We start from the raw sequence: 13,229 nt of genomic DNA, 5'->3' as shown, positions 1-13,229 counted from the left end.
AAATGTCTCGTGTAGGTAAAAAAATTATCGAGGTACCTGCTAACGTAACTGTTACTGTTGATGCAAACAACACTGTTACTGTTAAAGGTCCTAAAGGCGAACTTGTTCGTTCTTTCCACCAAGATATGAAAATTGAGCAAGAAGGTAACGTAATCACTGTATCTCGTCCTTCTGAATCAAAAGAACACCGCACAAACCACGGTACTACTCGTGCGCTTCTTGCGAACATGGTTACTGGTGTTTCTGCAGGTTTCGAAAAAGCTTTAGAACTTATCGGTGTTGGTTACCGTGCGCAATTACAAGGTAAAAAACTTGTACTTAACGTTGGTTACTCTCATCCAGTAGAGTTCACACCTGAAGATGGTCTTGAAATTGAAGTTCCTTCTAACACTAAAATCATCGTAAAAGGTATCAGCAAAGAACGCGTTGGTGCTCTTGCATCTAACATCCGTGACGTTCGTCCACCAGAGCCTTATAAAGGTAAAGGTATTCGTTATGAAGGCGAATATGTACGTCGTAAAGAAGGTAAAACAGGTAAATAATGCGGCTTAAGCATTAGAAAGGAGTGACCCTTGTGATTACGAAACAAGATAAAAATCAGGTTCGTAAAAAACGTCATGCTCGTGTACGTTCTAAAATTTCGGGTACTGCTGAGCGTCCACGCTTAAACGTATTCCGTTCTAACAAGAACATTTACGCGCAACTTATCGATGACGTAGCAGGCGTAACAATTGTTAGCGCATCTTCTCAAGAAAAAGGTTTCGAAGGTGCTGGTAGCAATGTTGACGCAGCAACTAAAGTCGGTGAAACAATCGCAAAACGCGCTACGGAAAAAAATATTACTGCTGTAGTATTTGACCGTGGTGGTTACTTATATCATGGACGCGTTAAAGCTTTAGCTGAAGCTGCACGTGAGAACGGTTTAGAATTTTAATAAGAAGGAGGGACACATTTCATGAGTCGTATTGACGCAAACAAACTTGGAGAACTTGAAGAACGCGTAGTTACTATTAACCGTGTTGCTAAAGTTGTTAAAGGTGGACGTCGCTTCCGCTTCACAGCATTAGTTGTAGTTGGCGATAGAAACGGTCATGTTGGTTTCGGTACTGGTAAAGCTCAAGAGGTGCCAGATGCTATCCGCAAAGCTGTTGAAGATGCGAAGAAAAACTTAATCGAAGTGCCACGCGTAGGTGGAACAACTCCACACTTAGTGCAAGGTCGCTTTGGTGCAGGAGAAATCCTAATCAAACCTGCTGCTCCTGGTACAGGAGTTATCGCTGGTGGTCCAGTACGTGCCGTACTAGAACTTGCTGGTATTACTGATATTCTTTCAAAATCACTTGGATCTAACACACCAATTAACATGGTGCGTGCTACAATTCAAGGTTTAACTGAATTAAAACGCGTAGAGGACGTAGCTAAATTACGTGGTAAATCAGTGGAAGAACTATTAGGATAAGGGGGGAAAGATAATGGCTAACAAATTAGAAATCACCCTTACTAAATCTGTGATTGGTACTAAACCTGCACAACGCAAAACTGTTGAAGCTTTAGGTTTACGTAAATTACACCAAACTGTAGAGAAAGCTGATAACGCAGCTACTCGCGGTATGCTTGATAAAGTAGCTCACTTAGTTACTGTAAAAGAAATTTAATTTTCAATTATTGAACAAGGAGGTGCCACCCACTATGAAACTGCATGAGTTAAAACCAGCAGAAGGTTCTCGTAAGCAACGCAATCGCGTTGGTCGTGGTATCGGTTCTGGTAACGGTAAAACAGCAGGTAAAGGTCATAAAGGTCAAAACGCTCGTTCTGGTGGCGGTGTACGCCCAGGCTTTGAGGGCGGTCAAAACCCATTATTCCGTCGTTTACCTAAACGTGGCTTTACGAACATCAACCGTAAAGAATACGCGATCGTTAACCTTGATGCTTTAAACCGTTTCGAAGACGGTGCAGAGGTAACTGCTGCATTATTACTTGAAACTGGTCTAGTGAGTAACGAAAAAGCTGGAATTAAAGTTCTTGGTAACGGAACTCTTAATAAAAAGCTTACTGTTAAGGCTCATAAATTCTCAGCTTCAGCTAAAGAAGCAATTGAGAATGCCGGCGGAACTACTGAGGTGATTTAATGTTTCAGACAATCTCTAACTTTATGCGTGTTCGAGATATAAGAAATAAAATCATTTTCACTCTTTTAATGTTAATCGTTTTCCGTATTGGAACATTTGTTCCGGTACCTAACGTTGACGCTAATGTATTAAAGGCAACTGATGAGTTTAACCTCGTTGGTTTCCTCAATACTTTTGGCGGTGGTGCTTTAAAGAACTTCTCCATCTTTGCGATGGGGATTATGCCTTACATCACAGCCTCAATCATTGTTCAGTTATTGCAAATGGACGTAGTACCGAAATTTGCTGAGTGGGCAAAGCAAGGTGAAGTCGGAAGACGTAAGCTTGCACAATTCACTCGCTACTTTACTATTATTCTTGCTTTTATCCAATCATTCGCAATGTCATTCGGTTTTAACAGAATGTACGGTGGATCATTGATTAAAGAAGAAGGCGTTCTAACGTATGTTACAATTGCTATAGTATTGACAGCGGGTACAGCATTCCTAGTATGGCTTGCTGAGCAAATTACTGCTCATGGTGTTGGTAATGGTATTTCTGTTGTCATTTTCGCAGGTATCGTTGCAGCATTGCCTACAGGAATTAACCAAATCTTTGCACAGCAAATCGAGGGTGCAGGAGATAAATTATTTATCAACATCATCATCCTTGCGTTGCTTGTATTAGTTTTATTAGCAGTTGTTGTTGGAGTTATTTACGTGCAACAAGCACTTCGTAAAATTCCAATTCAATATGCAAAACGAGTTACTGGGCGTAACCAACAGACGGGTGGTCAACAAACGCATTTACCGTTAAAAGTAAATGCTGCAGGGGTTATTCCTGTAATCTTTGCTTCGGCGTTTCTGATGACACCTCGTACGATAGTTCCGTTCTTCGGTGAAAATAATGTAACAACATTCATTAATAACACTTTTGATTATACAAAACCTGTTGGGATGATTATTTATGTTGCATTAATCATCGCGTTCACATATTTCTATGCATTCGTACAAGTGAATCCAGAAAATGTGGCAGATAACTTGAAAAAACAAGGTGCTTATATTCCGGGTATTCGTCCTGGTGAAAACACTCAAACGTATTTAACAAGCGTGTTATATCGACTGACATTTGTCGGCGCGATTTTCTTAACTGTTATTTCTGTAATGCCGATTATATTCATAAACTTTATGAATTTACCTGCTTCAGTGCAGATCGGTGGTACTAGTATTATTATCGTAGTCGGCGTAGCGCTGGAAACGATGAAGCAGCTAGAATCTCAACTTGTTAAACGTCACTACAAAGGCTTTATGAAGTAATGTTGGTTTTTAGGGAACGTTCCATCGTTTCCTTAAATCAGCAAACCTTTTGTGGGAGGAATATTTCCTAATGAATATCGTTTTAATGGGTCTGCCAGGTGCTGGTAAAGGCACACAGGCAGATAAAATTGTTGAGAAGTACGCAATTCCTCATATTTCTACAGGCGATATGTTCCGTGCTGCAATCAAAGAAGGTACTGAACTAGGCTTACAAGCTAAATCGTTTATTGATCAAGGTGCACTTGTACCAGATGAAGTAACGATTGGTATTGTTCGTGAGCGACTGGCTAAACCTGACTGTGAAAAGGGATTCTTACTTGATGGATTCCCACGTACTGTTCCTCAAGCTGAAGCTTTAGATAGCATCCTTGCTGATCTAAATAAAGCGATTGAGCATACAATTAACATTCAAGTTGAAAAAGATGAGTTAATCGCTCGTCTATCAGGTCGACGTATTTGTAAAACTTGTGGTACTTCTTATCATTTAATTTTCAACCCTCCAGCTGAGGAAGGAAAATGTGATAAAGATGGTGGCGAGCTTTATACACGTGCAGATGATAATCCTGAAACGGTTGCGAACCGTCTGGAAGTAAATATGAAACAAGCACAACCTTTACTTGATTTCTATAAAGCAAAAGGTGTGTTAACTAATATAGATGGACAGCAAGATATTAACAAAGTGTTTGCTGATCTTGATGCTCTTTTACAGGGCAGCCGCAGCTGATACCCGGCTCCGGGCGCAGAATACTGCTTCCGCGGGAGGCATGCGGGAGCAACAACGAAACATAATTTTTTTGAGAGTTGCAAAAGCATATTGTGCCCGGTATATATTTCTACCAAAAAGTGCAACATACCTTTTGGAGGAGTATAATGGGTTTCGTGGAAGCATCTGTGTAACGGGTATGAATATCTCATCCAAGACATTCCGGTATTCGTGTAAACATGGGAGATTCAGTGCCCTTACTGGTTCTGTATATTCCGTGGATTGTGTGAAGCGAAACCAGACGAGCGTCTTTCAAACATCTCTCATACAATCCAAACATATGTTGAAACGAGGTTGCTTCTATAGTTGCAGCAGATATCCGTTTGATGTAACGATGAGAACTTTAATTTGCATATAGAGAGGAGACAGAGTAGATGGCGAAAGATGATGTAATTGAAGTCGAAGGGACAGTTGTTGAGACTTTGCCAAACGCGATGTTTAAGGTAGAATTAGAAAATGGACATGTGATTCTAGCACACGTATCTGGTAAGATTCGTATGCACTTTATCCGTATTCTACCTGGAGATAAGGTTACTATCGAGTTATCTCCTTATGATTTAACTCGCGGTCGTATCACATACCGTTTTAAATAATCTTTTGCGCTCCGGACTACTAAGGAGGTTAGGTTAGATGAAAGTGAGACCATCTGTGAAACCGATCTGCGAAAAATGTAAAGTAATTCGCCGACGCGGTAAAGTAATGGTAATCTGTGAAAATCCTAAACATAAACAAAAACAAGGTTAATTCTAAAGGAGGTGCACAACGTACATGGCACGTATTGCTGGTGTTGATATTCCTCGCGACAAACGCGTGGTAATTTCATTAACGTACATTTTCGGTATTGGTAAAACTACAGCTCAGAAAGTACTAGCTGATGCAGGTATTTCAGAAGATACACGCGTACGCGACTTAACTGAAGATGAGTTAAACAAAATCCGTGAACAATTAGATTCTTACAAACTTGAAGGTGACTTACGTCGCGAAACTTCATTAAACATTAAACGTCTGATGGAAATCGGTTCATTCCGTGGTATCCGTCACCGTCGTGGCTTACCTGTTCGTGGTCAAAATACGAAGAACAATGCGCGTACGCGTAAAGGTCCTCGTAAAACAGTTGCGAACAAGAAAAAATAATTGGTAAAGGAGGTTCCTTCTTAACATGGCTCGTAAACAACAAACTCGTAAACGTCGTGTGAAAAAGAATATCGAATCTGGTATTGCACACATTCGTTCTACATTTAACAATACAATCGTAACGATTACAGATATGCAAGGTAACGCTGTATCTTGGTCAAGTGCTGGTGCTCTTGGTTTCCGTGGTTCACGTAAATCTACACCATTCGCTGCTCAAATGGCTGCAGAAACTGCTGCTAAAACATCCCTTGAACATGGTCTGAAAACGTTGGAAGTAACTGTTAAAGGTCCTGGTGCTGGTCGTGAAGCTGCTATTCGTGCACTTCAAGCTGCTGGTTTAGAAGTAACTGCTATTAAAGACGTTACTCCAGTTCCTCATAATGGTTGCCGTCCGCCAAAACGTCGTCGCGTGTAATGGGTGCGTCTCATATTGTATGAGAACATCATTTTTTGTACAGACTGTCTTGTGCAGATAATAAACGATACGTCATTGACGATCGAATCTATGATGGAAAGAACCTATACATTCGATGTTTTGAAGGAGGGTAAATAAAATGATCGAAATTGAAAAACCAAAGATTGAAACGGTGGAGATCAGCGAAGATTCCAAATATGGAAAGTTTGTTGTAGAACCGCTTGAACGCGGATATGGAAACACTTTGGGTAATTCTTTACGTCGTATCCTTCTGTCTTCATTACCAGGAGCTGCTGTCACTTCAATTCAAATTGATGGTGTTCTTCACGAATTCTCAACTGTAGAAGGCGTAGTAGAAGATGTAGCTTCAATCATTTTGAACGTGAAAAAACTAGCTCTTAAAATCTACTCTGACGAAGAAAAAGTTATTGAGATTGATGTAAAAGGCGATGGTACAGTTACGGCTGCTGACATTACACATGACAGTGACGTAGAAATTTTAAACCCAGATCTATATATTGCAACAATCGCTAAAAACGGTCATTTACGTATGCGTATGTATGCACAACGTGGCCGTGGTTACACTCCTGCTGATCAAAACAAACGTGAGGATCTTCCTATCGGCGTGATCCCGATCGACTCTATTTACACTCCAGTATCACGCGTCAATTTCCAAGTGGAAAATACTCGTGTTGGTCAGTCTTCTGACTACGACAAACTTTCTCTTGATGTGTGGACAGATGGCAGCATCGGTCCGAAAGAGGCGATTTCGCTCGGAGCAAAAATTTTAACCGAGCATCTTAACATCTTCGTTGGCATGACGGATGAGGCACAAACTGCTGAAATCATGGTCGAAAAAGAAGAAGATCAAAAAGAAAAAGTTTTAGAGATGACTATCGAAGAGCTTGATCTTTCTGTTCGTTCTTACAACTGTTTAAAACGCGCTGGTATTAATACAGTACTAGAACTTGCGAATAAATCAGAAGACGATATGATGAAAGTTCGTAACCTTGGACGTAAGTCACTAGAAGAAGTAAAAGCGAAGTTAGAAGAGCTTGGTTTAGGATTACGCAAAGAAGACTAAGCGATTTAAAACAACTAACAAGATCAGATTTTTTTCTATAAAGGAGGGAAACATCCATGGGTTACAGAAAACTTGGTCGTACAAGTTCTCAACGTAAAGCGATGTTACGTGACTTAGCTACTGATTTAATCATTAACGAGCGTATCGAAACTACTGAGGCTCGCGCTAAAGAAGTACGTAAAGCTGTTGAAAAAATGATTACTTTAGGTAAACGCGGAGATTTACACGCACGCCGTCAAGCTGCTGCATTCATCCGTCGTGAACTAGTAACAACGACTGATGCTGAAGGTAACGAAACAACATCATTTGCACTTCAAAAGTTATTTGATGATGTTGCACCACGTTATGCAGAGCGTCAAGGTGGTTACACTCGTATTCTTAAAGTAGGTCCTCGTCGTGGTGACGGTGCACCTGTTGTTGTGATTGAACTAGTTTAATCATAAGAGAAAACTTGTGGTGAAGAGGGTGGGAATCACCACCCTCTTTCTTTATAAATGATTTATACGACAAATAATTAAGCTGAGCGTTATGATGAGCGGACACTCTATGTGGTGTGGCGTCTCGTTTAGCTCTCCGCACCTCATTCAGGAGAAATAAGGGCTTGAGCACCCGTATTTCTTGTAAATGTAACGACTAGCGCATTTCTATCGAATGAGGTGCGCGCTTTTTTATTATTAAAGACAGCGCCAATTTGTGGTGCTTTTTTTAATATATGGATTTTATTTTGTTATCCATTACCCTATTATTAGTTTGACTTGTTATTGTAGTATTTTTCTTTTATCGACATACGGAATGTAGTAGAATTCATACATAAAAAAGTGTAAGTTAGTTAGTAAAGCAGAGCATGGAGAGAGGAGTACTAGATATGCCTGAAATTTTATCTTTAAATAATGTGACTTTTTCATATACGCCAGAAGATCAAGCTAGCCGTAATGCTGTCGAAAACGTTAGCTTTGCAGTTGAAGAAGGTGAATGGATTGCCATAGTAGGTCATAATGGATCTGGTAAATCCACAATCGCTAAGTTGATGAATGGTTTATTATTTCCTCAACAAGGAGATGTACGTATATTACGTGAGCCTTTAAGTGAAGATAACCTTTGGGAGTCCCGCTCTTTAATGGGAATGGTATTTCAAAACCCTGACAATCAATTTGTCGGCGCAACCGTGCAAGATGATGTAGCATTTGCACTCGAAAATAACGGTGTACCTTTTGAGGATATGGTAAAGCGTGTCCATGCAGCACTGGATCAAGTAAAAATGAGCCAGTTTTTAGACCATGAACCGCATCATCTATCAGGAGGGCAAAAACAGCGTGTTGCCATCGCTGGAGCACTTGCATTAAAGCCAAAGCTTCTTATTTTAGATGAGGCTACATCTATGTTAGATCCACAGGGGCGTGCAGAGGTGTTGCAAACTGTCCAGACCTTACGTGCGGAAACAGGATTAACAGTTATATCGATTACACATGATTTAGAAGAGGCGATGCTAGCAAATCGTGTTCTTTTTATGAATGATGGCAAGAAATTTGCAGAAGGTACACCTGCTGAAATCTTTGCACTCGGGGACAAGCTAGTTGAATTCGGACTGGATTTACCATTTGCCTTGAAGTTATCAAAGCTATTGCAAAAGGAAGGTGTTCCGTTAATGGGACAACATATGACAGAAGAAGAGTTGGTGAATGATTTATGGACATCAAACTTCAACAAGTAAGCTATGCCTATTCGCAGGGGACGCCTTTTGAAAAGCGGGCTCTTTTCGATGTAGATTTTGATATCCCCTCCCATACTTATCAAGCGATTATTGGCCATACTGGTTCTGGTAAATCGACTATTCTTCAGCATTTTAACGCACTTCTAAGACCTACTTCAGGAGAAGTACATATTGGGGATCGCATTATTGTAGCTGGTAAAAAAGCAAAGGATTTAAAAGCTGTACGTCAAAAGGTCGGTATTGTCTTTCAGTTTCCAGAGCATCAATTATTTGAAGAAACGGTTTTAAAGGATATTATGTTTGGCCCTATGAACTTTGGAGTATCAGAGGAGGAAGCAGAAGCTCGTGCAAGGGAACTTGTTAGCTTAGTTGGTTTACCTGACAACGTACTTGAGAAATCCCCATTCGATTTATCAGGCGGTCAAATGCGTCGAGTGGCGATTGCAGGTGTTTTAGCAATGGACCCAGAGGTTATTGTATTAGATGAACCTACGGCTGGTCTTGATCCACGAGGTCAAAAAGAAATTATGGATATGTTTTATCAGCTTCATCAAGAACGACATCTCACAACAATTTTAGTAACACATAGTATGGAGGATGCGGCACGATATGCGGATAATATTGTGATTATGCATGAAGGTAAGAATGTCTTAAGTGGAACACCACGGGATATTTTTAAAGATGTAGAAACATTAAAGAGTTTCCGCTTAGAGCCACCACGTATTGTTCGCTTTCAGCAGAGGGTTGAGCATATGATAGGACGTTCCTTCTCTAAGGTTTGCTTAACAGAGGAGGAGCTTGCAGCTGAAATTGCTCAAGGCCTAAGAGAGGAGCGTGCAGAGCCATGATGGAAAAAATGATATTTGGACGCTTCCTCCCTGGTGATTCACCTGTGCATAAACTGGATCCAAGGTCTAAGCTCATTTTTGTCTTTGCGTTTATTATTATTGTCTTTTTGGCTAATAATACAGTGACATACGCTATGTTACTGGCATTTACACTATTGGTAGTTTTAATATCACGGATTCGCCTATATTTTTTAATTAATGGATTAAAGCCTGTTATCTTTCTGATGGCCTTCACATTCCTTCTTCATATATTTATGACAAAAGAAGGCGTTCCTATTTTTGAATCAAAGTTCATTACCATTTATGATGAAGGAATTAGACGAGGGATCTATATTTCTATACGATTTCTAGTATTAGTCTTTATGACGTCGATTTTAACATTAACAACATCACCTATTTCTATTACAGATGGTATTGAGGTGCTTCTAAATCCATTAAAAGCATTGAAGGTACCAGTACATGAATTGGCTTTAATGATGTCTATTTCATTGCGTTTTATTCCGACCTTAATGGATGAAACAGATAAGATTATGAAAGCACAAATGGCACGAGGTTCAGACCTATCCTCTGGACCGATAAAAGATAGAATAAAAGCTGTCGTACCATTGCTTGTACCTCTTTTTGTCAGTGCCTTTAAGCGAGCTGAGGACTTAGCAACAGCGATGGAGGTAAGAGGCTATCGTGGTGGTGAAGGTCGTACTAGATATCGTAGACTAAAATGGGATATGGGCGACACATTTGCGCTTGTGCAATTAGTAGCAATAGGGGTATTGCTATTCTTCTATAGAAGTTAAAAGGAGTAAGCTTTATGCGACGATTAAAAGTAATTATCAGCTATGATGGAACGCATTTCTCAGGCTATCAAGTACAGCCTGGGGAACGTACAGTGCAGGCTGAACTGGAGCGAGTACTAGCTATTATGCATAAAGGGGAAAAGATTAAAGTAACTGCAAGTGGGCGTACAGATGCTAGAGTTCATGCAACAGGGCAAACATTGCATTTTGATACACCACTCTCCATTCCAACAGAAAAGTACCACAAGGCATTGAATGTACAGCTACCTAGAGATATTCGTGTATTATCGGTAGAGGAAGTGGCAAATGACTTTCATGCACGCTACAGCGTTGTAGGGAAAAGATACCGCTATATATGGTCTTGTGAGCTTATTCAAAGCCCATTCCGCAGACATTACACGGTTGAGACAAATGGGGTTAAGCCTAATGTTGAGGCAATGCAGGAGGCAGCAAAGGCTATAATCGGTACACATGACTTTTCGTGCTTTTGTGCGGCGAATACAAGTGTGAAGGATAAGGTACGAACAGTTAAGACTCTGCAATTTGAATGGCATGGAGAAGAGCTTCACATGGTGATTGAAGGTAATGGCTTTTTATATAATATGGTGCGTATTATTGCGGGTACACTTTGGGAGGTTGGTGTAGGTCGTCGTACAATAGACAACTTGGCACTTGTAGTCGCTTCTGAAGATCGTGATAAAGCCGGAAAAACCGCGCCACCACAAGGCTTATACTTAGAAAAGGTGTTCTATTAATAGGGTTCTGAAATTCTGAACAACATCACCAGGTGTTTAATGAAATTGCTTGACTTTAGAAGTCATTCATTATATGATAACAGATGGTATTTTCATTACCACCACAAATAAGCCCCGAAACTTATAGTGTAGTTTAATGAAAAATAACGGTAATCGAATCGATTAGGAGGATATATACATGCGTACAACATTCATGGCTAAAGGTCACGAAGTAGACCGTAAATGGTTAGTAGTTGATGCAGAAGGCCAAACTCTTGGACGTTTAGCTTCTGAAGTAGCTGCAATCTTACGTGGTAAACATAAACCAACATTCACACCAAACGTTGACACAGGTGATCACGTAATCATCATCAACGCTGACAAAATCCATTTAACTGGTAACAAATTAGAAGGTAAACTTTACCGTCACCACACTCAATTCGCTGGTGGTTTAAAAACTCGTACTGCTGGTGAAATGCTAGACAAGTACCCAACACGAATGATCGAATTAGCAGTTAAAGGAATGCTTCCTAAAAACTCTTTAGGTCGCAAAATGTTCACTAAACTTAATGTTTACACTGGAACAGAGCATCCACATGCTGCACAAAAACCAGAAGCATACGAGCTTCGCGGATAATATAAATTAAGAGGAGGATATTACTTTGGCACAAGTTCAATACATCGGCACTGGTCGCCGTAAAAGCTCTGTAGCTCGCGTACGTTTAGTACCAGGTACAGGTAAAATTGTTATCAACAAACGTGAAATCGAAGAATACGTACCATTCGCTGCATTACGTGAAGTAATTAAACAACCATTAGTAGCTACTGAAACTACAGGAAGCTATGATATCCACGTAAACGTTAACGGTGGTGGATACACTGGTCAAGCTGGTGCTGTTCGTCACGGTATCGCTCGTGCTCTACTTCAAGTAGACCCAGATTTCCGTGCTGCATTAAAATCAGCTGGATTACTTACTCGTGATTCACGCATGAAAGAACGTAAAAAACCAGGTCTACGCGGCGCTCGTCGTGCACCTCAGTTCTCAAAACGTTAATATCAGCGTTTATACAAAAACTCTTTCTACTTTTGTGGAAAGAGTTTTTTTGTTAGGAAGCAATATAAAAGAGCAATCTTTGGAGTGATCCCAAAGATTGCTTAGTATTATTTTTTATGAAACTGACGATGTAGTTGATGCACCTGTTCAGCTAGTTCTGCCACCGGGCCTTCTACGATAGTATCTTGAATTACTTCTTGTATGGATAGATTACGAACACGGGATGCAGAAGATATCTCCATATCTTTTAGCCATTGTGCTAATTGTTTAGAGGAGCTAGCATAAACAATTCTTCCTAACCCCACCCAGCCATGAGCCGCAGCGCACATTGGGCAATGTTCGCCTGAAGTGTAAACTGTTGCCGTACTTCTTTCCTCGGGACTCATATTTTTAGCTGCCCAACGTGCCAATGCAAATTCGGGGTGCTGTGTATGGTCACCACCAGATACATGATTTTGATCTTCTGCTAGCACCTCGCCATTAGCAGCCACAAGAATCGAACCGAATGGCTCATCACCAGCATCTAGCGCATTTTGGGCAAGTTCAATACATCTCTTTAGATGCTTTAAATCTGTTTCTTGAATCATGAAAAATCCTCCTTATGTTAGCTATTAGAAGAGCGCTCAGATTCTGCGTTTTTTAAAATACTTTCGATTTCATGAAAACCTAATTTTTTCGCATGCTGCAACGGTGTAATACCGTCTCTATCGCCAATATTTAAATCAGCACCATAATCGACCAATAATTGTACGACTTCCTGATGTTTCTCACCGCCATTACCTAATATGACTGCTTCTAATAGGGCTGTCCAATGTAAATGATTAATGTGATTAACATCAATATCTGAATGATTAAGTAGCTCACGAACTACTTCTACATGTCCACGTTCTGAAGCTGGTATGATAGCTACTCCCCCAAAGCGATTCGTTAGCTTTGTATCAGCTCCTGCTGCTATAGCAAGCTTTACTATTTCAAGGTAGCCTGATGCACCTGCATGTAAAAGTACATTCTCAAGATTATTATCTCTACTATTAATATCAGCGCCATGCTCAATAAGTACCCTCACAGTATCCACCTGATTATTATAGGTTGCAGCTAAGACAGCTGTTCTTCCAATTTGATCGGTGGTATTGATATTCACTCCATTTTGCAGAAGCGATAATACTTTCTCCGTATTACCGTTCGCCGCGTTAATAATCAATTGATCATCCATTTCCTACACCTTCTTTCATTATATTCCCACAATAAAGCAGCTAAGTGTTACTA

At 40.3% G+C, this 13,229-nt stretch carries 21 protein-coding genes and 1 pseudogene; 20 read left to right on the top strand and 2 right to left on the bottom strand.

Going from position 1 to position 13,229, the window contains the following annotated elements; all coding sequences use genetic code 11:
* Nucleotides 1-2: 2 nt before the first annotated feature.
* From rplF to rpsI, 20 genes and pseudogenes are all read left to right on the top strand, one after another.
* On the top strand, nt 3-542 hold the full coding sequence (rplF, locus tag MKY49_RS21850) for a 50S ribosomal protein L6 (protein ID WP_274794950.1): 540 nt from the start codon (nt 3-5) through the stop codon (nt 540-542).
* Nucleotides 543-574: 32 nt separating this feature from the next.
* Nucleotides 575-934, top strand: a complete 360-nt coding sequence (gene rplR / locus MKY49_RS21845; RefSeq protein ID WP_274794949.1) for a 50S ribosomal protein L18 — start codon at nt 575-577, stop codon at nt 932-934.
* A 21-nt stretch (nt 935-955) separates the two neighbouring features.
* Nucleotides 956-1,459: a 30S ribosomal protein S5 gene (gene rpsE, locus MKY49_RS21840; RefSeq protein WP_004233664.1), complete on the top strand. Its 504-nt coding sequence runs from the start codon at nt 956-958 to the stop codon at nt 1,457-1,459.
* A gap of 13 nt (nt 1,460-1,472) precedes the next feature.
* Nucleotides 1,473-1,655: a 50S ribosomal protein L30 gene (rpmD, locus tag MKY49_RS21835; RefSeq protein ID WP_004233668.1), complete on the top strand. Its 183-nt coding sequence runs from the start codon at nt 1,473-1,475 to the stop codon at nt 1,653-1,655.
* A 34-nt stretch (nt 1,656-1,689) separates the two neighbouring features.
* Nucleotides 1,690-2,130, top strand: coding sequence for a 50S ribosomal protein L15 (gene rplO / locus MKY49_RS21830; protein WP_004233670.1), 441 nt, complete (start codon nt 1,690-1,692; stop codon nt 2,128-2,130).
* Complete coding sequence (gene secY, locus MKY49_RS21825) at nt 2,130-3,425, top strand: preprotein translocase subunit SecY (RefSeq protein ID WP_274794948.1); 1,296 nt, start codon at nt 2,130-2,132, stop codon at nt 3,423-3,425. The genes rplO and secY overlap by 1 nt, the downstream gene beginning before the upstream one ends.
* 70 nt (nt 3,426-3,495) lie before the next feature.
* On the top strand, nt 3,496-4,149 hold the full coding sequence (locus tag MKY49_RS21820; RefSeq protein WP_274794947.1) for an adenylate kinase: 654 nt from the start codon (nt 3,496-3,498) through the stop codon (nt 4,147-4,149).
* A gap of 249 nt (nt 4,150-4,398) precedes the next feature.
* Nucleotides 4,399-4,476: pseudogene (locus tag MKY49_RS21815) on the top strand (type I methionyl aminopeptidase); the annotation flags it as partial.
* 86 nt (nt 4,477-4,562) lie between these two features.
* Complete coding sequence (gene infA, locus MKY49_RS21810; RefSeq protein ID WP_004233690.1) at nt 4,563-4,781, top strand: translation initiation factor IF-1; 219 nt, start codon at nt 4,563-4,565, stop codon at nt 4,779-4,781.
* Between the two features lie 37 nt (nt 4,782-4,818).
* Nucleotides 4,819-4,932 carry a 50S ribosomal protein L36 gene (rpmJ, locus tag MKY49_RS21805; RefSeq protein ID WP_000868344.1) on the top strand — a complete coding sequence of 38 codons (114 nt, stop codon included), beginning with the start codon at nt 4,819-4,821 and terminating at the stop codon, nt 4,930-4,932.
* Between the two features lie 24 nt (nt 4,933-4,956).
* Nucleotides 4,957-5,322: a 30S ribosomal protein S13 gene (rpsM, locus tag MKY49_RS21800; protein ID WP_004233729.1), complete on the top strand. Its 366-nt coding sequence runs from the start codon at nt 4,957-4,959 to the stop codon at nt 5,320-5,322.
* Between the two features lie 25 nt (nt 5,323-5,347).
* Nucleotides 5,348-5,737, top strand: coding sequence for a 30S ribosomal protein S11 (gene rpsK / locus MKY49_RS21795; protein ID WP_004233731.1), 390 nt, complete (start codon nt 5,348-5,350; stop codon nt 5,735-5,737).
* Between the two features lie 139 nt (nt 5,738-5,876).
* Nucleotides 5,877-6,821 carry a DNA-directed RNA polymerase subunit alpha gene (locus MKY49_RS21790; protein WP_004233733.1) on the top strand — a complete coding sequence of 315 codons (945 nt, stop codon included), beginning with the start codon at nt 5,877-5,879 and terminating at the stop codon, nt 6,819-6,821.
* A gap of 56 nt (nt 6,822-6,877) precedes the next feature.
* Nucleotides 6,878-7,258, top strand: coding sequence for a 50S ribosomal protein L17 (gene rplQ / locus MKY49_RS21785; protein WP_012296051.1), 381 nt, complete (start codon nt 6,878-6,880; stop codon nt 7,256-7,258).
* Between the two features lie 428 nt (nt 7,259-7,686).
* Nucleotides 7,687-8,532 carry an energy-coupling factor ABC transporter ATP-binding protein gene (locus tag MKY49_RS21780; protein WP_341387084.1) on the top strand — a complete coding sequence of 282 codons (846 nt, stop codon included), beginning with the start codon at nt 7,687-7,689 and terminating at the stop codon, nt 8,530-8,532.
* Nucleotides 8,508-9,380, top strand: a complete 873-nt coding sequence (locus MKY49_RS21775) for an energy-coupling factor ABC transporter ATP-binding protein (protein ID WP_341387083.1) — start codon at nt 8,508-8,510, stop codon at nt 9,378-9,380. The genes MKY49_RS21780 and MKY49_RS21775 overlap by 25 nt, the downstream gene beginning before the upstream one ends.
* Nucleotides 9,377-10,174 carry an energy-coupling factor transporter transmembrane component T family protein gene (locus tag MKY49_RS21770; protein WP_341387082.1) on the top strand — a complete coding sequence of 266 codons (798 nt, stop codon included), beginning with the start codon at nt 9,377-9,379 and terminating at the stop codon, nt 10,172-10,174. The genes MKY49_RS21775 and MKY49_RS21770 overlap by 4 nt, the downstream gene beginning before the upstream one ends.
* Nucleotides 10,175-10,188: 14 nt before the next feature.
* Nucleotides 10,189-10,929 (top strand): tRNA pseudouridine(38-40) synthase TruA, encoded by a 741-nt coding sequence (truA, locus tag MKY49_RS21765; RefSeq protein ID WP_274794943.1) that lies wholly within the window; start codon nt 10,189-10,191, stop codon nt 10,927-10,929.
* Between the two features lie 178 nt (nt 10,930-11,107).
* Nucleotides 11,108-11,545: a 50S ribosomal protein L13 gene (gene rplM / locus MKY49_RS21760; RefSeq protein WP_004233742.1), complete on the top strand. Its 438-nt coding sequence runs from the start codon at nt 11,108-11,110 to the stop codon at nt 11,543-11,545.
* Between the two features lie 25 nt (nt 11,546-11,570).
* Nucleotides 11,571-11,963, top strand: a complete 393-nt coding sequence (gene rpsI, locus MKY49_RS21755; RefSeq protein WP_004233744.1) for a 30S ribosomal protein S9 — start codon at nt 11,571-11,573, stop codon at nt 11,961-11,963.
* A gap of 107 nt (nt 11,964-12,070) precedes the next feature.
* On the opposite strand, the gene MKY49_RS21750 is transcribed toward rpsI, so the two are convergent.
* Together MKY49_RS21750 and MKY49_RS21745 are read right to left on the bottom strand one after the other, a co-directional pair.
* On the bottom strand, nt 12,071-12,550 hold the full coding sequence (locus tag MKY49_RS21750) for a nucleoside deaminase (protein ID WP_274794942.1): 480 nt from the start codon (nt 12,548-12,550) through the stop codon (nt 12,071-12,073).
* Between the two features lie 17 nt (nt 12,551-12,567).
* On the bottom strand, nt 12,568-13,176 hold the full coding sequence (locus MKY49_RS21745) for an ankyrin repeat domain-containing protein (protein WP_341387081.1): 609 nt from the start codon (nt 13,174-13,176) through the stop codon (nt 12,568-12,570).
* Nucleotides 13,177-13,229 lie beyond the last annotated feature (53 nt).

This window comes from Lysinibacillus sp. FSL M8-0134, from assembly GCF_038069745.1.
Lineage (GTDB): Bacteria > Bacillota > Bacilli > Bacillales_A > Planococcaceae > Lysinibacillus > Lysinibacillus irui.
Note: the sequence above shows the minus strand (reverse complement) of the source record. Positions and strands in the feature narration are given on the sequence as shown.

Coding starts and splice junctions, on each gene's coding strand:
- rpmJ (WP_000868344.1), top strand. CDS start 4,819: ATGAAAGTGAGACCATCTGTGAAACCGATCTGCGAAAAATGTAAAGTA.
- rplQ (WP_012296051.1), top strand. CDS start 6,878: ATGGGTTACAGAAAACTTGGTCGTACAAGTTCTCAACGTAAAGCGATG.
- infA (WP_004233690.1), top strand. CDS start 4,563: ATGGCGAAAGATGATGTAATTGAAGTCGAAGGGACAGTTGTTGAGACT.
- rplF (WP_274794950.1), top strand. CDS start 3: ATGTCTCGTGTAGGTAAAAAAATTATCGAGGTACCTGCTAACGTAACT.
- MKY49_RS21790 (WP_004233733.1), top strand. CDS start 5,877: ATGATCGAAATTGAAAAACCAAAGATTGAAACGGTGGAGATCAGCGAA.
- rpmD (WP_004233668.1), top strand. CDS start 1,473: ATGGCTAACAAATTAGAAATCACCCTTACTAAATCTGTGATTGGTACT.
- MKY49_RS21775 (WP_341387083.1), top strand. CDS start 8,508: ATGGACATCAAACTTCAACAAGTAAGCTATGCCTATTCGCAGGGGACG.
- rpsK (WP_004233731.1), top strand. CDS start 5,348: ATGGCTCGTAAACAACAAACTCGTAAACGTCGTGTGAAAAAGAATATC.
- rplO (WP_004233670.1), top strand. CDS start 1,690: ATGAAACTGCATGAGTTAAAACCAGCAGAAGGTTCTCGTAAGCAACGC.
- rpsE (WP_004233664.1), top strand. CDS start 956: ATGAGTCGTATTGACGCAAACAAACTTGGAGAACTTGAAGAACGCGTA.
- MKY49_RS21745 (WP_341387081.1), bottom strand. CDS start 13,176: ATGGATGATCAATTGATTATTAACGCGGCGAACGGTAATACGGAGAAA.
- rplM (WP_004233742.1), top strand. CDS start 11,108: ATGCGTACAACATTCATGGCTAAAGGTCACGAAGTAGACCGTAAATGG.
- MKY49_RS21750 (WP_274794942.1), bottom strand. CDS start 12,550: ATGATTCAAGAAACAGATTTAAAGCATCTAAAGAGATGTATTGAACTT.
- MKY49_RS21770 (WP_341387082.1), top strand. CDS start 9,377: ATGATGGAAAAAATGATATTTGGACGCTTCCTCCCTGGTGATTCACCT.
- MKY49_RS21780 (WP_341387084.1), top strand. CDS start 7,687: ATGCCTGAAATTTTATCTTTAAATAATGTGACTTTTTCATATACGCCA.
- truA (WP_274794943.1), top strand. CDS start 10,189: ATGCGACGATTAAAAGTAATTATCAGCTATGATGGAACGCATTTCTCA.
- MKY49_RS21820 (WP_274794947.1), top strand. CDS start 3,496: ATGAATATCGTTTTAATGGGTCTGCCAGGTGCTGGTAAAGGCACACAG.
- secY (WP_274794948.1), top strand. CDS start 2,130: ATGTTTCAGACAATCTCTAACTTTATGCGTGTTCGAGATATAAGAAAT.
- rpsM (WP_004233729.1), top strand. CDS start 4,957: ATGGCACGTATTGCTGGTGTTGATATTCCTCGCGACAAACGCGTGGTA.